The 19,865-nt window shown below is 36.4% G+C and carries 16 protein-coding genes; 5 read left to right on the forward strand and 11 right to left on the reverse strand.

All coding sequences use genetic code 11. The features are described 5' to 3' along the window. Window positions 1-152 precede the first annotated feature (152 nt). The 5 genes from Q0871_RS12100 to Q0871_RS12120 all read left to right on the forward strand — a co-directional run bounded on the left by Q0871_RS12100 (window position 153) and on the right by Q0871_RS12120 (window position 4,243). Window positions 153-1,484: a cytochrome ubiquinol oxidase subunit I gene (locus Q0871_RS12100; RefSeq protein ID WP_299323583.1), complete on the forward strand. Its 1,332-nt coding sequence runs from the start codon at window positions 153-155 to the stop codon at window positions 1,482-1,484. Between the two features lie 2 nt (window positions 1,485-1,486). Then, window positions 1,487-2,560 (forward strand): cytochrome d ubiquinol oxidase subunit II, encoded by a 1,074-nt coding sequence (gene cydB / locus Q0871_RS12105; protein WP_299323588.1) that lies wholly within the window; start codon window positions 1,487-1,489, stop codon window positions 2,558-2,560. 15 nt (window positions 2,561-2,575) lie between these two features. Next, entirely contained in the window at window positions 2,576-2,875 is a 300-nt protein-coding gene (locus Q0871_RS12110; RefSeq protein WP_299323592.1) for a hypothetical protein, read from the forward strand. 392 nt (window positions 2,876-3,267) lie between these two features. Beyond that, a complete protein-coding gene (locus tag Q0871_RS12115; protein WP_299323597.1) occupies window positions 3,268-3,828 on the forward strand; it encodes a YeeE/YedE thiosulfate transporter family protein in 561 nt (186 codons plus the stop codon). Between the two features lies 1 nt (window position 3,829). Continuing rightward, window positions 3,830-4,243: a DUF6691 family protein gene (locus tag Q0871_RS12120; RefSeq protein WP_299323602.1), complete on the forward strand. Its 414-nt coding sequence runs from the start codon at window positions 3,830-3,832 to the stop codon at window positions 4,241-4,243. Window positions 4,244-4,257: 14 nt separating this feature from the next. Here Q0871_RS12120 and Q0871_RS12125 read toward each other — a convergent pair whose 3' ends face one another. The 11 genes from Q0871_RS12125 to Q0871_RS12175 form a co-directional block, all read right to left on the reverse strand. After that, window positions 4,258-6,009, reverse strand: coding sequence for a hypothetical protein (locus Q0871_RS12125; protein WP_299323606.1), 1,752 nt, complete (start codon window positions 6,007-6,009; stop codon window positions 4,258-4,260). Beyond that, entirely contained in the window at window positions 6,002-8,239 is a 2,238-nt protein-coding gene (locus Q0871_RS12130; protein WP_299323611.1) for a DUF4175 family protein, read from the reverse strand. Before Q0871_RS12130 ends, Q0871_RS12125 begins: the two co-directional genes overlap by 8 nt. Further along, the gene (locus Q0871_RS12135) at window positions 8,239-9,531 is read right to left on the reverse strand and encodes a BatA domain-containing protein (RefSeq protein ID WP_299323616.1); all 1,293 of its coding nucleotides are present in this window, start codon (window positions 9,529-9,531) and stop codon (window positions 8,239-8,241) included. The genes Q0871_RS12130 and Q0871_RS12135 overlap by 1 nt, the downstream gene beginning before the upstream one ends. Before the next feature lies 1 nt (window position 9,532). Continuing rightward, window positions 9,533-10,432, reverse strand: a complete 900-nt coding sequence (locus Q0871_RS12140) for a DUF58 domain-containing protein (RefSeq protein ID WP_299323620.1) — start codon at window positions 10,430-10,432, stop codon at window positions 9,533-9,535. 22 nt (window positions 10,433-10,454) lie between these two features. Then, the gene (locus Q0871_RS12145; protein ID WP_299323624.1) at window positions 10,455-11,459 is read right to left on the reverse strand and encodes a MoxR family ATPase; all 1,005 of its coding nucleotides are present in this window, start codon (window positions 11,457-11,459) and stop codon (window positions 10,455-10,457) included. A gap of 12 nt (window positions 11,460-11,471) precedes the next feature. Continuing rightward, entirely contained in the window at window positions 11,472-12,092 is a 621-nt protein-coding gene (locus tag Q0871_RS12150; RefSeq protein ID WP_299323628.1) for a DUF4159 domain-containing protein, read from the reverse strand. Between the two features lie 94 nt (window positions 12,093-12,186). Further along, complete coding sequence (locus Q0871_RS12155) at window positions 12,187-13,503, reverse strand: TldD/PmbA family protein (RefSeq protein ID WP_299323632.1); 1,317 nt, start codon at window positions 13,501-13,503, stop codon at window positions 12,187-12,189. 25 nt (window positions 13,504-13,528) lie between these two features. Beyond that, window positions 13,529-15,169 (reverse strand): TldD/PmbA family protein, encoded by a 1,641-nt coding sequence (locus Q0871_RS12160; RefSeq protein ID WP_036155444.1) that lies wholly within the window; start codon window positions 15,167-15,169, stop codon window positions 13,529-13,531. A gap of 329 nt (window positions 15,170-15,498) precedes the next feature. After that, window positions 15,499-16,026, reverse strand: a complete 528-nt coding sequence (locus Q0871_RS12165) for a hypothetical protein (protein WP_299323643.1) — start codon at window positions 16,024-16,026, stop codon at window positions 15,499-15,501. Between the two features lie 41 nt (window positions 16,027-16,067). Then, window positions 16,068-16,817, reverse strand: a complete 750-nt coding sequence (locus Q0871_RS12170; RefSeq protein WP_299323648.1) for a LytTR family DNA-binding domain-containing protein — start codon at window positions 16,815-16,817, stop codon at window positions 16,068-16,070. Between the two features lie 6 nt (window positions 16,818-16,823). Then, window positions 16,824-19,805 (reverse strand): two-component regulator propeller domain-containing protein, encoded by a 2,982-nt coding sequence (locus tag Q0871_RS12175; protein WP_299323653.1) that lies wholly within the window; start codon window positions 19,803-19,805, stop codon window positions 16,824-16,826. Window positions 19,806-19,865 lie beyond the last annotated feature (60 nt).

Genomic DNA, 19,865 nt, shown 5'->3' on the forward strand with positions numbered 1-19,865 from the left:
ATATTAAAAAACAGTTCTCAAACTTTAATTCTTTAAGCTCTTTGATTTTGTTTTATTTTGAATTTTCCTCAAATATGTAACATAGGTTACCTTTAAAAATCAGGTGTTGTTTACTTTTGTCATCATACTAGCTATTACAAAATATATAGACTATGGAAGACATGATTTTTTATGATAGACTGCAATTTGCTTTTACTATCACATTCCATTATATATTTCCACAATTAACAATGGGGCTATCTTTATTGATAGTTTATTTTAAATGGAAATACCTCAGAAATAAGATTGAAAAATATAATGATTCGGCTAAATTTTTCATGAAAATTTTTGCCATCAACTTTACTATGGGTGTCGTAACCGGCATACCGATGGAATTTCAATTTGGTACTAACTGGGCAAAATTCTCTGAACTTACTGGTGGTATTATCGGCCAGACTTTAGCTATGGAAGGTATGTTTTCTTTCTTTCTAGAATCTTCCTTTTTAGCGCTCTTTATTTTTGGCGAAAAGTTAATGGGGCAAAAACTCCACCTATTAACAGGCTTTCTTGTATTCTTAGGTTCTTGGGCAAGTGGTTGGTTCATTTTAGCGACGAATGCTTGGATGCAACACCCCGTTGGTTACGAAATATTAGAAAACGGTAAATTCGTTTTAGAAAACTTCTCTGCACTGTTTAGTAACCCGTGGCTCTTACCTGCGTTCTTGCATAATCAACTCGCTTCTGTTGTTACTTCTTCGTTTGTTGTAGCAAGTATAGGTGCCTTTTATATCTTAAGAAATAAGCAAGTTGAACATGGCAAACTGTTTTTGAAAACGGGAGTCATTTTTGGTTTAGTTTCTAGTATTTTGGTTGCTTTCCCTACGGGAGACTGGAATGCGAAAAATGTTGCTAAACACCAACCTGCAGCTTTTGCGGCTATGGAAGGTATTTTTGAAACTGAAGAAGCTGGTGCCGAAATTGTGCTAATCGGGCAACCTAATATGGTTGAAAAAAAATTGGACAACAAAATTGCCGTACCAAACATTTTAAGCTTTTTAACCTATCAAGATTGGGATAAACAGATTGATGGTATGGATAAATTCGAAAAAGAAGAATTACCAGACAACGTTCCTGCCCTATATTATTCTTATCATATTATGGTTGGTTTGGGTACTGTGTTTATGGGTATCATGGCATTGGCTGCCTTTTTATTATGGCGTAAAAAATTATACAATATCAAACCACTACTTTGGACAATTATGTTTCTAGTTCCGTTCCCGTATATCGCAAACCTAACAGGTTGGTATACTGCTGAATTAGGTAGACAACCATATTTGGTTTATGGCTTATTAAGAACTAGCGATGGTATTTCGCCAACCGTTTCATCTGGTAACACCTTGTTTACTTTACTAGGTTTTGTTGCTTTATATATGCTACTTGGGCTACTATTTTTAGTCTTAGTTGGTAAAACTATTAATGAAGGTCCTAAATCTAAATTACATTAATTATGGAAATATTCTGGTACATTTCAATAGCCGTTGTTTTAACTGTATTTTTTATTTTAGATGGTTATGATTTCGGAACGGGAATCATTCATTTATTCTTCGCTAAAACTGAAAAAGACAAAGAAGTAATTGCAAAATCTGCCGGTTTATTCTGGGATTCTAATGAGGTTTGGTTAGTCGCTGCCGGTGGTATGCTTTTTATGGCTTTCCCCACTTTTTACGCTTCTGTTTTTAGCGGATTCTATTTGCCGCTAATACTCGTTTTATGGCTTATAATCTTTAGAGCTATCGGACTAGAATTAAGGAGTCAGTTTAAATTTCAAATGTGGAAAGATATCTGGGATACATCTTTCGGTGTTTCTAGTTTACTATTAGCCTTATTCTTTGGTATCGCTTTAGGCAACATTGTAAGAGGCGTTAACCTAGGTGGTTTCGATAATGGAATATCTGTTCACGAAGGGCATTATTTCTTTTTACCATTATGGGATGGTAGTTTTAGCCCTTTATCCGAGCACCCTGGTGTTATAGATTGGTTTACAATTATTATAGGATTAATAGCTGTGGTTACCTTAGCTATACATGGCGCAAACTGGATTATCTTAAAAACCAATTCATCTATAAATACGAAACTTAAAGGAGTCATTTTTAAGCTAAATATTGTTTTAGCTGTTCTTACAGTTTTTTCATTAGTTGTATGGCAAGTAGTGAATCCGAATTCATTAGATAACTTTGGTGACAAACCATATTTACTCATATTTCCATTAATTTACTTAAGTGGATTAGTAGGATTGTTTTTTATCAAAAAAATAAAAAAAGACAGTCACGCATTTGTACTATCATCTTTATTGATTGTTGGTGGTATTACATCATCGTTAGCTTCTTTATTCCCTATAATATTACCTTCTGTAAATGATACTCACGAACCGTTGACTATTTATAATACTGCGGCATCAGAATACGGATTGTCTGTGGCCATTTATTGGGGCATTTTAGGGTTTCTCCTTATATTAATTTACATGATCATTCAAAAGAGATTGATGAAAGGTAAAGTCGACAATATGGATTATGGGCATTAGTATATACAGAACATCATGACAGGTACGCTAATATCATTGATCAGCATTCTTATAGGTATAATTGCCGCTAACGTTTTTGGTAATTTTAAAAAGAAGTATTCTTTTGGATTTACCGGCAATACCGTAATTGGTGTTTTTGGAAGTATCTTATTCATAAAAACCTTTGGTCGCTTAGGCTTTAACCCATGGTCAATCATGAATGATGGTGATTTTGATGGTTTTCGCCTAGCCCTAAATTTAGTAGTATCTGCTATTGGCGGTGTTTTGGGCCTTTTAATTGCTAAAAAGGTTTATCAGAAATTCAATAAATCTTAAACTATAAAACCCATTTATTTTAGAACCAACTTTTCTATTTAGGTCAGATTTATTCCTTCTCTTCTTTTTTTTTGTTGAGCTTATAAATAAGCCAAATAAAACCTACAACAAAGTGAAGCAAGATGATACCTGCAATAACATAAATCAGTGTATTTGAACTTCCTCTCATTTGTAATCCATCTTAGAAAATACATTCAAAACTAATCATCATATTGAAATAGAAATATGATATTAATCAAACTATAGCTATAATTTTCACCTGAAATTATTGATTAAAAAAATGCATAAGTCAACCAATATTGATATGTATTAATTAGAACAATAACTTCTGTAACATTTGTTACCTACGTTGTTCTTATAATTCCATTACTTTGTTCTCTCAAAAGAATACTATGAATTTACTATACGACCCATGGCCATGGTATGTAGCCGGACCTTTAATTGCCCTCACGATGTTTATTCTGCTCTATGCAGGTAAACAATTCGGTATGTCATCTAACCTTAGAACTATGTGTTCTATTGGCGGTGCTGGCAAATACTCAGATTTCTTTAAGTTTGATTGGCGAGCGCAACGGTGGAATTTGATTGTTGTGGTTGGTGCCGTAATTGGCGGCTTTATCGCTTCTCAATTTATGTCTGATAATACAGTGAAAATTAATCCTGAAGTTGCTCAACAACTTTCTACCGATTACGGAATTGAAAGTGCTGGTGAAGCATATTTACCAACTGAACTTTTTGCTTCTGAACATCTTACAGACCCATTTGTATTGGCAATTTTAATTATTGGCGGATTCATGGTGGGCTTTGGTGCTCGTTATGCCGGTGGTTGCACCAGTGGTCATGCCATATCTGGACTAAGTAATTTGCAGTTACCTTCTTTAATTGCCGTTATCGGTTTCTTTATTGGCGGCTTAGTTATGATTCACCTTTTATTCCCTCTAATATTCAGTTAATATGAAATATATAAGTTATTTAACCATAGGTATATTTTTCGGTATCATCATGTATAAATCTGAAGCTGCCTCGTGGTTTCGCATTTACGAGATGTTTCAATTTGGATCCTTACATATGTATGGTATCATAGGCTCTGCACTTGCTATCGGTATTATTGGTGTGCAAATCATCAAAAAATATAAGATCAAGGCGATTGGTGGAAATGAAATGAATTTACACCCTAAAAATAAAAGTGTTGCCCGTTATTTAATTGGTGGTATTATTTTCGGATTAGGCTGGGCCTTGGCTGGTGCTTGCCCCGGTCCAATGTATGTGCTTGTTGGTGCTGGCTACTACTCTATTCTTGTTGTTATTGGCGGAGCACTTTTAGGTACTTTCGTGTACGGATTAGTAAAAAATAAATTACCTCACTAAATTAATAAATTGATTTAGCCTTCGGCGGATAGTTTTGGTGAAAGCCACAACCACCCTATCCCTAACAGAAATAGGATATAAAATACTAGTAGAGAAATAGGACGGTCCACAACAACCGTTCTATTTTTTTTTGTTCCGTTTCCAAATTTCTTTTTATTAGCTGCTATGTTCGCAGTACTTCTTAAAGCGCTCCAATCTATATTGTCATAAACAAAGTATGAAAAGCTCGTACTATCATTTTCAACTTGTAATGTATTCCACCCTGTTTCCTTCGGATGCACAGTACCTGAATAGTGACTCGGCAGTAACGGCTTTTGAACAAGCGACACCGAAATTCTGTCTTCATTTATAACCCCAAATTCGGCTACATTTGTTCGAACCTGAAAATGAAATGGCTCGTCTATTCTTGGGATTTTGGTATTAGATTTCCATGAAACTACCTGCCCTTTCTTCTTTGCTATCTTATCTAAAAGAGTGGTCCAAATACCATGGTACACTTCACTCTTTCCATTCAACAAAATCTGATAACTATTTAATAGTGTTGTCGTTGCAATTTTTCCGTTATCCATTTGTCGATACGCAGCAATATTTGATGATCCCCCCAAACGAATTGGTTCTACTAATAATTGTTCATCAAACTGATACGGGTACTTTTCTGTTTCAGCAGCGAATTCGGGTAATGGTACTGTACTAATCCTGTCCCGTTTAAATTTAAAATAGGCGTCGCTGCTTCGACTATTAAAAAGGAAATCACTTGGCTGAATAAATAGTCCTAAACCACTTTCTGCAATACTCTTCTCAAATCTAGATTTGGCAGATTTACCGAAACTTACATAGGTTTCGGCATCTACAATAATGATATCAAACTTTTGCAAAACCGCATCAGTAAATTGATAAACCGGTTGTGTCGGAGTATTGAAATATTCAAACTTATATTTTCCTTTTGTCAACTGACTTCTAACAATAACTTCATGTCCAGATTCAGCTAAGAAATTCTTCAGGTATTTTGTCTCAAATGTGGGGAAGGTATTTAAAATCAGAACTCGTAATAGTTCTTTCTTTTGAATTTCTATAGGAAGCGGATTCGTTTCTAAGATAACGCCAGCACTATCTTTAACCGCTAATTGATATATATAAACTCCAGCTACTTTTGGGCGAGTACTCAGGTTAAAATCTGCATTCTTATCTCCAACGAATTGTATAGAATCTAACCCGTTATTTCTTGAATCTTGTAGTACTAAAAATGACTTTTCTATGGGTTTTGAATAACTACCAGAAACCCTTAATTCATTACCCAATACTAGCTGTTCTGTATAGTTCAATCGCGTAACTCCCGTTGGGGCAGCATTAGGAATATAGGTTGTGGGAATGCTATCGAACAAATAAAAATCATACGGCTCAACACCATCACCAAGCACAATAACATTCGTGAGGGAATCCAGTTCTTTACGAATCGATTTTTTAGGATTATAATCTAATACCTTTATGTCCTTATAATGGTTTAAAAGACTGTCTTTTGCTACTTCATCAAAATTATCGGTCAGCACTAATGCTTGACTATCATTAATCTCAACTTCTTTTGTGGGCTCTAGAATTAACATAGCCAGTGCCAAGATTGTTATCAAAGCAACAATAGAATTTACAACAAACCGACCTCTTTGTTTCGTTTGCCATTCTTTCCAAACATAAATATTAAAAACTACTAATCCGCCAAGTAAAATGGGGATTATGAGCTCTTTTTGCAAAAATGAGAAACCATCAATCATACACCTCTAGTTGTTTTAGAAATAATGAATTGATATCGTCGGTATACTCTTTTTTAGCGCCAGGTACTTGTGCAGTTTTTGGTAAGGCAGCTAATAATCCTTTTTGAACAAATTTATAATTAGCCATGGTCCGCTCCGTATTATTTTCAATTCGTTTTAAGCCTTGTAAGACTTGTAAATACTTACTTGGGTTAGCTATTGCCAATTTAGCCAACTCATTGCCTGCAGCTGTAAAAAGGGCATTATCAGCCTCATTAAAAGTGCTTTCTTGCTGAATGAACTGTTCTAATCGAGCAACTGCATTCTCAAGTGCTTCAAAAGGATTTTCTACCTCTTTAGTTTCGTTCTTTCGATAATTCTCTATATCCTTTATTTTACCGGTAAGTCTACTGTCTTCCTTTATTGGTGGTGGATCAAAACCTATTCTGTGTACATAAATACGGGCACTATTCTTTATTTCTTGAATGTATTTTAAAGCTTCATATTGAAATGGTAATGACTTTTCTGGCTCGTTTAATCGTAGGTGTAATTCGGCATCCCACATGATACTTAATGCCTTTCGCAATTTTGTTTTCAAAGATTCTTCAAACAGAGTAGATTCCTCAGGATCATCATGATTATGAAGATAGTCGTGTAATGGATCTTCTGCTTCTTCGGTATCATTTTCTTCATGATGTTCATGCTTTTCTACCAGATTATGCTCATTATCACCATCATGGTCATGCATGAATTCTTTTATTACATTTTCTTGATCTTCAGCATGATCATGGTCCTCACCTTCTTCTTCACTTTCGATCTCTTCTGGAGCTTCTTCCATTTCAGATTCATCGCCCATAAACTGACCATATTTTAAGCGCAACGCTTTTTGGTCAAACCCCAGTTCATTACTTCTCGACTTAAATTCGGTAATCGTAATGCTCGGTTTATCTTTTATCAACTTCTCCGTATCGATAATCAACTGTCGCTGACTTCTAAAATAATCGGGCATTTGATCTACGCCCAAGGTTCCTTCCACACCATATTGCTCACCAACCGTATCTTTAATTACAGCGAAGTAGGTTTCGCTACGCGACACATTTCGTTTAGGTCGTTTTTCGTCGAAGGCTTCAATATAAAAATAAAGCTCATCGCCTACTTCCATTTTTAAGGTATTTAAATCCAGCGTTTTAGTTGCTCGTATAGATTTCACACCTTTTGTAATAGCTTGCTTAAATTTCAATTTTTCTTCCCTAAACTTGACCGATTCTCCCGATCCTTTACTTACGGTTGCTATGATATAGGCTTCGTCAATTCCGTAATCATCGGTAATTGTACTTTGTAGTTCGACAACTTTTTTATCTGAAAAATCAAAATACGTGTACTGCTCCAATCCTAAAATCTCTATTTCTGGCGGATTATCGGGTATTGCTTCCAACGAGAATAAATCTGATGTAAATTCAATACCATCTTCATTCTTGAATTTGAAACTATAGAATCCCGATTCTAACAATACTTGCTTAATACGATACCCGTTTTCGCCTTTTTGCAACGGAATTAGTTCCCCCATGCGGTCTAAGTAAACCTCAGTAACAGAGTTATCAAAGACCAATAGCCACTGAACCGTAGCACCAGCAATCGTCTTTATGTTTGGGTCACTTACAGCAATTGTACCTTTTCGGGTATAGGATGGGTAAGTAACACTAATATCTTGACTAGAAATTTTTGGAATGATGGACTTCTCAATAATACTATCTGTTGCTATAAACTGAATTTGTGTTTCGTTAGTAGCATTCTCTAAAACGCTTTCTACGCTTTTAAACAAGTCTAATTGTTGCACAACAATACCAAGCAAGACCAACCCTAGCGTAACCATTAGCGCCTGTTTTAATTTATTAGGCGGATGAATAGCACCTAACCTTTTGCTAAGCTCTTCTGATACTTTATAGCGTTGTAGCTTGGCAAGATTTGATAATGAATCTTCTGGCTGCAACAATAGTCCTGTACTAAACGATGCTTCATCTACATGTGCATCCACATAAGTGCCTGTGGTAGCTAAATTATGTTTCCAAGGCCTCTGTATAAAAAGCACTGCGACTACCGCAACTACAAAGCTTAAAACGCCAAGCCATAGATTTTTAGAAACTAAATAGAAAAGAACGGCAATGCCAATAGCATACAAGGCAGCTTCTGCGTATGACAAGATTTGCCAACGCTTATGAAATTTTATCAAGTGTAGTTTACCTGATTCCATTACTGTTTTCGTTTATATGCTACAAAGCGTTCTACAATCAATAATACTAGCAGAACAATCCACAAATACGGATTCAGATTCCATCTGGCTTGGTGGGTTTTAGATGTGCTACTTTCTATAAAATTAGTTTCTAAATCTGCTTCCGTAACCGAGCGAATATCAGCATTAGCTTGTAGTTCACGTAGCTCTTCATCGACATCTAAAATGCTTAGTAGATTCTCTGTTAATCGCCCAGATAAGGCATTTTCTGTGGTTATTCTTTCTGTTATATAAAATGTATTTTCATTTTCATCATTTGTTATAAGTGAATTAGCAATGGAATCATTTTTAAATACAAGTGTCTTTCGAGCTGTAACTGGAGCAGGCTTAGTACTTAACCAAATCATTAAATCCGCTTCCTTATTCTCCAATAGTTCGCTATCTAAAAAACTTTCGACTTTTATTTCTCTATTTAAGTAAGTCGATAAAGCTGCCAATGCTGCTTCAATATACCTTTTATCTGTACTTAGACTATCGGTATACACCAAAGAAACTTCTAAAGCAGATTGTTGAATTAAAGGAATTTTTACTGAACTTGAACTTGAAACCTGTAAACTATCACCATTTGATGTTAGTTGGTATGCATCACCTAGCTCAATAGTCTTCGTTGCTATTTTTGAAACTACCGGACTGTTATTGGCTGTAAATAAAGCTATATTTTTTTCTTTCTGATATGCTAATAAAGGCTTCTCAACAGTTTGAGCCGAATCCAAAACTATCCAGTTGATATCATGTATGGTTTCTGGTCTTGCTCCTTTTAGTTCTTTGGCATATCCGTTGGTAAAAACAATAATACTATCGGTTTCTAAGGCATCCATTTCTGATGCTAATGACCAGTGATCTACACTTCTAGAATCTTCTAATTTGTCAAGCTCAATATCATTTTTAGGCAAACCCGATTGTAAAAGCCTTATTTCTTGATCTGCCTGTACATCAGTAAAACGAGCCATGAAATTTTCATTCCTTGCTAATTCAGGTTCTATAACATAGGTCAGTTTACTGTTGTTCACCTTTGATTGCCATTGCGGTTTTGCCATAACCAAAGTAATCAACGAAATAATCGCCATACGCAGTAGCAACAACCACCATTCGTTTAATTGTATACTGCTAGATTGTCTCGATTTTGATTCTGATAGCAATTGAACACTACCAATTTTTATAGTTTTCGCTTCCTTTTTACTCCATAAATGGATTGCTATCGGAACCAAAAGTCCCAATAAAGCCCATAAATATGAAGGTTGTGCGAATGACATATTAACCGAGTCTTTTACGTTGTTTTAAAAATAATTGTAATGCTTCACCCAAGTGTGCATCCATACGAAAGACATAGTGATCAATGCCGTTTGAAAGTAATTCGTCCTTTACTTTATTCAATCTACTTTCTAGAGCAGCTAAATACTCTATTTTTGCTTTTTCTGTATCTACTTTTACACGTGCCCCTGTTTCCCAATCTTCAAAAGTGATGTTTGGACCGTAATTAAAATTCATTTCAGCTGATCCCATCACTTGTAGTACCACAACTTCATTTCTGGCGGATTTTAATCCTTTGATAAACTTTGAAATCTCCTCGCTGGTTTCATACATATCGGTTAGAAAGAAAATCAATTCTTTACCGCCTCTATTCGGAATGCGCTTATTAGCAATATGGGTTTCTGGCCATTTACCAGAATTAGAAAGATTAATTAATTCTAGCAGCAATCTGTTGTAGTGCTTTTTATCTACCTTGGGGTAAATACTAACGACATCATTTTCATTGAGTGCGAAAAGACCAACTGAATCTCCTTGCTTATGAGCCATATATGCTAGTGTAGCCACCAAGACTCGTACAAAATCAACCTTCGACAAGTCCTTTTCTTTATGCAGCATTGAAGCACTGGCATCGACAATAAACTTAATGGTTACCTGACTTTCTATCTCTGACTGTTTGATGTAGTACCTGCCCGAACGTGCCAACATTTTCCAGTCCAGCAATCGTAAATCGTCACCGGGTTCGTAACCTCTGTACTGACTAAACTCCATACCAGGACCCACACTGGCACTTCTATTTAAACCGGACGTAAAGCCCTCGACCACAATACGTGATATCAAGGAAAGTCCCTCAACCGTATTGATGACCTCTGGTTTTAATAAATCGTGATAGTCCTGTTTTGCCATGTACTCGGTAATGGAGCGTTGTTTATTTGCCTTTTATTTCAATAGCATTTAACAAATGAGTAGCTACTTTATCTGAAGTTATGCCTTCTGCCTCTGCTCTAAAGTTGACCAAAACTCTATGGCGAAGCACTGGTAACGCTACACTTTTAATATCGTCTAACGTAACCGATAACCGACCTGATAACAATGCATTAGCCTTTGCCGTTAAGATCATTGCTTGACCTGCACGCGGACCTGCACCCCAGTCTACCCAGTCTTTAACATAAGAATCTGTTGTGGTTTCCGGTCTCGTAGCACGAATCATATCACTCACAAAACTGATGAGTGCATCGCTTATAGAAACTTCGCGAACTAACTGCTGCAATCGTACAATATCATCACCAGAAATAACCTTATTCAGTTTCTTTTTTATACCTCCGGTAGTTGCCTTTAATATGGTTTCCTCATCTTTTTGAGTAGGATATCCAATTTTTATATATAGCAAAAAACGATCTTGCTGTGCTTCTGGCAAAACAAAGGTTCCCGATTGTTCTATAGGGTTTTGTGTTGCTAGAATGAAGAACGGTTTATCTAAGGGATACGTTTTATCTCCGTAAGTAACCTCAAATTCTTGCATTGCTTCCAATAATGCCGCCTGAGTTTTTGGCGGTGTACGGTTTATTTCATCCGCTAGTATAATATTAGAAAATATAGGTCCTTTATTGAACTTAAAGAACTTTTTACCTGTGGTATGATCTTCCTCCAATATCTCGGTCCCGATAATATCCGAAGGCATTAAATCGGGCGTAAACTGTATCCTTTTAAACTTTAAATCAATTGCATTTGCCAAAGTTCTGATCATTAAGGTTTTTGCCAAACCGGGTACTCCTTCTAACAAAGCATGACCACCGGCTAAAAACGTAATCAATAATTGCGATACGGTTTCTTCTTGACCTATAATCACCTTTCCTATTTCTTGCTTTAAAGCATTCAATTTACCGGAAAGCATTTCCACCTCATCTGCAATACGTTGTAATTCTTTATCCATTCAAAAATGTGTTTATGAGGTTAGGGCGTACATGACGATGTTTACCCCAAACCGTGTATTGTCTATTTTATACCAACGTTTATTTCTAAAATCATAATCCCATTCGCAGCCGTAATCTTTATTACTGTACAAAACCCCTATTCTTCCATTGATGACAATTGCCTTTAAATAATCATGCACCAAATCATCTCCCCAGCCGTTCAGCTCTTGTGATGTGGTTGGTGGTCCATCTTCAAAGTCAAAGAAAATGGAATATAATTCGTGGTCGTTGGGTATTTTTTTTAATTCGGACGGACCAAATATTTCTTCCATTTGCCGCTCAAAAGATTTGGCAAACAATCCGTCAATATCGTGATTACAATCATCTGCGAAAATGAATCCGCCGTTACGCACATATTTTTCAAAATTCTCTTTTTCCTTTTTGGTAAACTCCACCAACTTATGACCAGAGATATAGCAAAACGGACTCTTAAAAATATCATCGCTTGCCAGCGAAATAATCTTTTCTTGAGTATCTACTTTCAACGTAGTATACTCCACCAATGAATTCAACAGATTCGAGGGCATACGTTGGTCAACGTCCCAATCGCCAGACTCGTACTGTAATCTCGTAAAGAAAAATTCGTTGCTCAAGGGTAAGTAGTTTGTGTTTTTATTCAGTAGGAAAAAAGAAAACTGGCTGCTGTGATATGTCACAAACAACCAGCTTACCTAATCAAAATATCAATTATACTGCATCTGAAAGACTCGTAAACGTAAAGTCACGAACTTTCATATATGGTATTAAATTACCGTCGATACGCACTTGCTTACCAAGGGTTTCTAAGTTGTTCAGCATGATTATCGGACTCTCATTAAACCTGAAGTTTTTTACAGGGTATTTAATTTCTCCGTTCTCAATGTAAAACGTTCCGTCTCTTGTCAATCCCGTATACAATAAGGTCTGTGGATCTACGCTACGTATGTACCATAAACGTGTTACAAGAATTCCCTTTTTAGTACTCTTAATTAACTCTTCTAAGCTTGCATCACCACCGGTCATAATTGCGTTGGACGGGAAAGGAACTGGCTCAACCCCTTTTTCCTTTGCCCAAAAACGGTCGTACGCCAAGTTTTTAACCACTCCGTTTTCAATCCAGCTTGTTTTCTTTAATGGCTGTCCTGCACCGTTCCAAGTTGATGTTGGTACTTCAGGATTCAACGGGTCAGAATATATATTAACACGTTCGTCAACTATTTTCTCTCCTATCTTATTTTTACCATCAGCTGCAGACATAAAGCTTCTACCCTCATCAGCAGTACGTGCATTCAATGAACGAAACATGTTACGCAACAAATCTGCCGAAGCAGCTGGTTCTAATATCACCGTGTATTTACCTGGCTCTATTGCTTTTGCCTCTCTAGAAAGCACTGCTTTGTCTATTGCGGTTTTTGCAGCTTCATCAGCATCGAACTTATCAACATCGTTGAAATCTCTTGATACCCAGCCAGAACCTGTACCGTCATTGGTACGCATGGTTACCGTAAAATCTACATCTGTAGATTGGTTGTAAGCGAACAATCCTTTTGAATTGATCATTGCGCTAAAGCCTGCAGAATCATTTAAAAATCCTGCTGCGGTAACATCTTTTGCATCCGCAGGAACAATACTACTGTTCGCTACTTCTGCTCGATATTCCGGAGTTACATTTGCCGTAGATTCGCTGTATGTTACCGATTCATCATACATCTGAGGACCTAAAGGCTCCATAAACTCAGGGTTCTCTGGGGAAAGTTGTGCCAATTCCTCAGCTCTTCTCACCACCTTTTCCAATGATGCATCATCGAACTCATCAATAGTAGCCGTACCTGATTTTTTACCAAAACTAGATTGTACCGCCAAACTTTGATTAGAACTGTACCCAGATGTAGATACCGTATTTCGTGCATATCTTATATTGCCGCTGTTATAACCGCTTAAATTTATCTCGCAGGTATCGGCTTTGGAAAAGCTCAATGCTTTCTCCAATATTTTTCTTGCTTCTTCTTTTGTATAAATTGCCATTGTTGTTCTTTTTTGAGTGAAACAATTAAATGTTTCTACCAGTGTTAATTACGTTTACATCATTGAACCTGGCAGTAGAACTACCATGAGATACTGCGCTCACCTGTGAAGGCTGCCCTTTACCATCGAAGAATGTACCGAACAAACGGTAATCATCTTTATCGCAAATCTTAACACATGAATTCCAAAACTCTTGGGTATTTGATTGGTATGCTACATCTTCTAACATGCCCACGATTTCACCATTTTTAATTTCGTAAAAAACAGTACCACCAAATTGGAAATTGTAACGTTGCTGATCTATTGAATATGATCCACGACCCGCTATATAAATACCTTTCTCTACATCTTTGATCATTTCAGAAATAGAATATTTCTCTTTGCCCGGCTCTAAAGAAACATTAGGCATACGCTGAAACTGAACATCGTCCCAACTTTGTGCGTAGCAACAACCGTGAGATTCCTCTTCACCGATCATATGTGCTTGGTCACGTATGGCTTGGAAATTTGTCAATACTCCGTTACGTACCAAATCCCATTTCTTGGCTTTCACTCCTTCATCATCATACCCAACAGCGCCTAATGAACCAACTTGGGTCTTATCTGCAACAAGGTTTACAATATCGCTACCGTATTTAAAATTGCCCGATTTCAACTTATCCAAAGAGGCGAAACTAGTACCGGCATAATTTGCTTCGTAGCCTAATACTCTATCCAATTCTAATGGGTGACCTACAGATTCGTGAATAGTCAATCCAAGGTGATTCGGTTCTAATACCAAATCATATTTACCGGCATCAACGGACTTTGCCGTTAGTTTTTCTTTAGCCTGTTTCGCTGCCATCGTAGCATCTTCTACCATGTCATAACTATTTCTGTATAAACGTAACCCTGCAGGACCTTCAAGTTTTTCAGATTCTAATCCGTCTAAATACTCATACCCCATACCTACGGGTGCACTCATATTCTCTCTAGTCTTAAAAGTACCCGCAGCCTTATCAACTGCAGTAACTCTCAAAGTAGGCCACAAGCGGTGTATGTCCTGATCTATATAAGAACCATCGGTAGATGCAAAATACTTTTGCTCGTTAACCATGAATAAGGCGGAGTTCACAAAGTTTGCTCCGTTATCCAAAGCGGCTGCATTTGCGCTTAATAAAAGGTCTACCTTTTCTGAAACAGGAACTTCTTTAAAGTCTTTCTTGATCGGTGTTTTCCAAGAAACTTCTCCGTAAGCATTTACGGGAGCCAATTTTACCGGCTCTTTTTGAATTTTAGAATTTGCTTTGGCGATTGCAACGGCTTGTTCAGTTGCTTTTTTAATACCGTCTTCGGTAACGCTATTGGTTGAGGCAAAACCCCAAGTTCCATTAGCAATAACACGAATACCGATACCGAAAGATTCTGTATTTACTACATTCTGTACTTTATCTTCCCTAGTAAAAACATATTGGTTCAGGTACCTACCAATTCTGGTATCTGCATATGTTGCTCCTAAAGATTTGGCGGTGTTCAATGCCACATCTGCCATTCTCTTTTTTACCAAGGTATCCATACCAGGTTCTAGTAAAGCCTCCGTGGGGATGTCATTTCCTAGCAATAATGATGGCATCATTAGTGCTCCGGCACCCAACCCGGCGTACTGTACAAAATCTCTTCTTTTCATGTGTTAGTTTTATAGTGTTTCAATGTTGTTAGCGTTGTTCTTTAAGAAAACAACTATTTCTATGCTTACCATATGTAATAAGGACAACTCGTGAATATCCCTTTTTACGGTTAGTATGAAATATGTAACTGAATTCGTGCCCTCTAAAAATAGTTAGGCTTTTGAAACTATTATGTTAACCTTAACATAAATTATAACATTCAATACCGCTTTTGAGAATAATATAAAAATGGGGCATTGATTTTTTGTTCTTCGGAAGTATTATAAAGGAAACTAATATTCTATCTTAATTTTTACATTTTCAAATATAAAAAGTAAAGTTTATGAAATTATTCTCTATGTTTCTTTCCCTTTAAGATTTTTCCATTTTCATACTGGTATATCAATTTATTACCGTCTTTATCATAACAAACCTCCTGCCCGTTTTTCTTCTTACCAGAATATTGACAGCTGTAGGTTAGTTCTTCCTTTTCAAACTGTTCAACTAAAATCTTTTTTCCGTTTTTGTCAAAACTTATTATTTGAGTCCATTTACCAGATTTTGGGTAATAATATTCTTTTTCCTTTGACCACGGCTTATATCGGTTATAATCATTTTGATAAATTAACCTTCTGTTTGAACCTTTTAAATATTGATAATCAAATAAAATTATGCCATCATTATATACTTCTTCAAAATAAACCTCATTCTTTTTCCTTTTCAACTGTACAACTCCGGTAAAACGAAAGTTATCTGAATACCTATAGACCAGTTCATTTTCAATGTAAACCTCTTTCATATCCAAAGTATCCTGTGAATGAACATCTTGAAAAATCATAAAGAATAGAAAAGCATAAATGATATTGGAAAAATTCATGGTGATTGCTGAAATTAAAATAACGTAAACAAAAGACTATCCTACCTATGCATCTTATCTAAAATCTCAATAATCTCGGTTTTCTTACGAACAGAAACAGGAACATTCTCTCCATTCTTAAGCATTAAATAACCGCCATCGGTTTTTATAAAGGCACTGATGCATTGTAAATTGACCAGGTGACTTTGATGCACACGAACAAAATCGTGACTACTTAAAAGGTCTGCAAAGTACTTTAAGGTCTTTGTTACGAATATCTTGCGTTTATCCTGTAGATGAAAAATGGTGTTGTTACTATCAGATTCGCACCGAATGATATCATCTAAACTCACGATGATAATCTGGTCTAGCGTGTGTAACGATATCTTATTTGGTTTTTTCTCGGGTGCAGAAATAGTCTCCTTTAAAATCTGTAAACGTTCTTTATTAGGCTGCAATTGCTCTTTTGCTCTAGATATAGCTAAGCTCAAATCTTCATTAGAATATGGTTTTAACACATAGTCTATTGCGGCAAACTTGAAAGCACGTATCGCAAATTCATCACTTGCAGTTACGAATATGATTTTGGATTTTAAATCGGGAAAAATCTCTAAAAGATCAAAGCCCGTACCATCACCCAACATAATATCCAAAAACAGAATATCTGGCTGATTCTTACGCAGTACCTTGGCGGCTTCCACTACACTCTGTGCCGTGGCGATAATTTCAATATCTGGATGCTGGGTCTCAATATCCTTTTTTAAAAGGGTCATGGCATCGATCATGTCTTCTACTATTATCGCTGTATGCATAGGTCTTTAATAATCTGTTAGTAAAGGTAATTTAAAGGTAATTTTTGTGCCTTCGATATTACCGTCTTCATTTTTAAGTTCGTTGATCTGCAAGGTATTCTTCCCGGCAATAGATTCCAATCTTTCTTTGGTAACGGTCAATGCCATAGATTGATGGTCGGTCTTCGGCTTTTCGCTTTGCGACTTAAAAATACCTAATCCGTTATCAACAATACTACATTGTAAATGGGTCTTACTAGTACTAAAACCTATCTCAAGTTTGCCCGGTTTATCGCCTTTTAAAATACCGTGTCTAATTGCATTTTCTACAAATGGCTGAATTAACATTGGCGGAATCAATATCTCTTCGGCATCAGGGTTAGTTTCTACCCTGATAGTATACTCAAAAGGTTTCTGTGCCATTAATTGCTCTACTTCTACATAATGCCGCAACGCCTTAATTTCTTGGTCTAAACTAATATGTTCTTTCCTTGAATTCTGAAGTGTTTCTCTCAATAATATGGCAAAGCTATTAATGGTGGCATCCATCTTTTCTGGCTTGTTGCCTGCCATTGCTTTTATCCCATTTAAAACATTGAATATAAAATGCGGATTCATTTGTAATTGCAATGCTTTCTGCTCTAAGGTTAGCAGGTAATTCTGTGTTTTCAATCGTTCTTGCTCCGCTTTGTTCTTTGCTTTTATCTTACGAATGTAAAACCACCCAACACTTAACAATACAACAATTGCCAATGCTAAAACGGACCATTGAAACCAGTCTTTTTTGTACAGCGGACTATCAATAAAAAAACCGAAATTTATAGGTTCACTTTCTTGCCATCTGTAATTTCTAGATTGCACTTGAAAAGTATGAGACCCATAAGCCAGACCCGCAAAATTTTGCTTGTTCTCTTTTACCCACGGACTCCAATCCGTTTCATCTAATCGTGTTCTGTACTCAATTTCATTTGGGTGATCCACATCTACCGTTCTGAATGAAAAACCTAGTTGTGTCTGCTCTGGAGTTAGTTGTAGTACCTTGTTACTATTTGTCCAGTCTTTTAGAATTAAGGAATCAATATTCTTATACCGCTCCTCTACTCCCGTAAAATAAACTGTTGGTGCTAACGACGCCTTTTTGCTTTCACTAGGCACATGTTTGGTTAATCCGTAAATGGCACCAAACCATAGATTTCCAGAGTCATCTTTATCTACGGCATTTAAGCAGGTTTCTATTCCTAAAAATCCGTCATTTCTACCAAAGTGATAGACGTCTACAATTTCGTTATCAGGATTTAATTCTATTTTATCCACTCCCCTTTCGGAACCTGCCCATATATATCCTTGGTCATCGAAAATGAGCTGATAGATGTTATTAGAAGATAAATTCTTGCTTCCTTTTAATTGCTGAAAATTTACAGGATTAGTGCTGTTCGCATACCAAATACCCTTACCCGATGTACCTAAGAAAATAATATCATCATGAAACAAAATAGTATTAACTGCAGTTTGTTGTTCTAAACCGGTTTCAATATTGGTAACCTTGTTATTTTCTATATACCCTAAATGACCGTTTTGCGTGGAGTACCACAGTTTACCATCTGGTGCTTTTACCATGCCTTTTATCAGCATATCGGCAATGCCATTTCGCTTAGAAAAGGTTTTTCTAATCACAAGGCTGTCATTATCTGAATAGTAATTGAATTTCACAATACCATATGCATACGTAGCTGCCCATATATAATCATCATCGGCAATTACGGTACGCACCCAATCTGAAGGAAAGCCTTTGCTCTCATCAATGATATGATTGGTGGTTCTTTCTACAGAAACCGTATCTATCTGTATTAAAAAGGTTTCGCTTGACGAGAACACCAAACTGTCTACCATTTTAGTTTCTCGAAATAAAAGTCCTCTATTGTCTGATCCTGCCCAAATATTGCCTTTTACATCGCTATCGATTGTCTTGATCTTAACATCGAAAAATGTACCCTTACTTGGTAGTGATTGAATTCCTGAGGAATCTATTTTTGCTAAGCCAGCTTCTGATGTGGAAAACCATAATCCGTCTGCAGCATTATGCACCGCATAAACCCGATTTCCCTTAAGGCCTGATCTTTGATTATAGTGCTTAAAGTTATTCTGAAAGTACTTGTAAAATCCGCCACCAGATGTTGCAATCCATAGATTATCTATATCATCTTTTACTACTTTACGTATATGCGGAGTCGCCAAACCACTAGCTGTATTCAATTGCTTGACCTCAGCAAAGGTATTCGTCTCTACAATTGCTATACCCTCATTGTCAGTAGCTACCCATAACTCATCTGTATTTTGAATTGACATGGAGTTTATACGTGATGGTTCTGGCATTAGAAACCGGTCATCGTTAGTATCTTGATCTATTATAAAAACACCATCATCAAATGTCGCTGCTAGTATTTTGTTATTATGTTGAATGACAGACTTAAAATTATTCACCTCAACCTTACTCTTTTCAGAGGCTGATTCGCTCAATGCATTCAATTTCCACAAGCCGTTATTAGTAGCTAGCCAATAGTGATTTCCATCAAAAAGAATGGAATTAATTTCGCTAGAATCTATTTCAGGATTAATAGTAACCTTACTTAATTCTTTATTTTTAGAATAGCTATAGAGTCCCTTTTTAGTACCTACATACAGTTCATTTACAGCAGTGTAGAATTGAAGAATTTGTGGGGAATTAAAATTTACAAAGTTGTTCTTTACTTTTATAGAAAGTCCTTTTCTGGTTCCCACAAAAAGAGAGTCATTTGCGGTATATAAGGCATCAATATAATTAGAGAGTAAACCGTCACTTTCATTCCATACTTCAAAGATTTCGCCATCAAAATTTGCCAATCCGCCACCTTGGGTTGCCAACCACAGATAACCCATTTCATCTTGTACAATATCATATACTTGAGACTGTGGTAAACCATCTGCAATGGTATATGCCCGTAACTGGCTATTTTGCGCAGCTAAGTACATTGTTCCAAAGAAACAAAATACCAATAAGACGTATGTTCTAAGCAGATTCAAATATTAGTT

This window comes from uncultured Maribacter sp., assembly GCF_947500985.1.
Classification (GTDB): Bacteria; Bacteroidota; Bacteroidia; order Flavobacteriales; family Flavobacteriaceae; genus Maribacter.

What these genes read in the sequence shown, in the direction of transcription:
- Q0871_RS12125 (WP_299323606.1), bottom strand. Translation starts at nt 6,009, where the DNA reads ATGATTGATGGTTTCTCATTTTTGCAAAAAGAGCTCATAATCCCCATT.
- Q0871_RS12155 (WP_299323632.1), bottom strand. Translation starts at nt 13,503, where the DNA reads ATGGCAATTTATACAAAAGAAGAAGCAAGAAAAATATTGGAGAAAGCA.
- Q0871_RS12165 (WP_299323643.1), bottom strand. Translation starts at nt 16,026, where the DNA reads ATGAATTTTTCCAATATCATTTATGCTTTTCTATTCTTTATGATTTTT.
- Q0871_RS12115 (WP_299323597.1), top strand. Translation starts at nt 3,268, where the DNA reads ATGAATTTACTATACGACCCATGGCCATGGTATGTAGCCGGACCTTTA.
- Q0871_RS12175 (WP_299323653.1), bottom strand. Translation starts at nt 19,805, where the DNA reads ATGTACTTAGCTGCGCAAAATAGCCAGTTACGGGCATATACCATTGCA.
- Q0871_RS12160 (WP_036155444.1), bottom strand. Translation starts at nt 15,169, where the DNA reads ATGAAAAGAAGAGATTTTGTACAGTACGCCGGGTTGGGTGCCGGAGCA.
- Q0871_RS12120 (WP_299323602.1), top strand. Translation starts at nt 3,830, where the DNA reads ATGAAATATATAAGTTATTTAACCATAGGTATATTTTTCGGTATCATC.
- Q0871_RS12130 (WP_299323611.1), bottom strand. Translation starts at nt 8,239, where the DNA reads ATGGAATCAGGTAAACTACACTTGATAAAATTTCATAAGCGTTGGCAA.
- Q0871_RS12135 (WP_299323616.1), bottom strand. Translation starts at nt 9,531, where the DNA reads ATGTCATTCGCACAACCTTCATATTTATGGGCTTTATTGGGACTTTTG.
- Q0871_RS12140 (WP_299323620.1), bottom strand. Translation starts at nt 10,432, where the DNA reads ATGGCAAAACAGGACTATCACGATTTATTAAAACCAGAGGTCATCAAT.
- Q0871_RS12170 (WP_299323648.1), bottom strand. Translation starts at nt 16,817, where the DNA reads ATGCATACAGCGATAATAGTAGAAGACATGATCGATGCCATGACCCTT.
- Q0871_RS12145 (WP_299323624.1), bottom strand. Translation starts at nt 11,459, where the DNA reads ATGGATAAAGAATTACAACGTATTGCAGATGAGGTGGAAATGCTTTCC.
- cydB (WP_299323588.1), top strand. Translation starts at nt 1,487, where the DNA reads ATGGAAATATTCTGGTACATTTCAATAGCCGTTGTTTTAACTGTATTT.
- Q0871_RS12110 (WP_299323592.1), top strand. Translation starts at nt 2,576, where the DNA reads ATGACAGGTACGCTAATATCATTGATCAGCATTCTTATAGGTATAATT.
- Q0871_RS12100 (WP_299323583.1), top strand. Translation starts at nt 153, where the DNA reads ATGGAAGACATGATTTTTTATGATAGACTGCAATTTGCTTTTACTATC.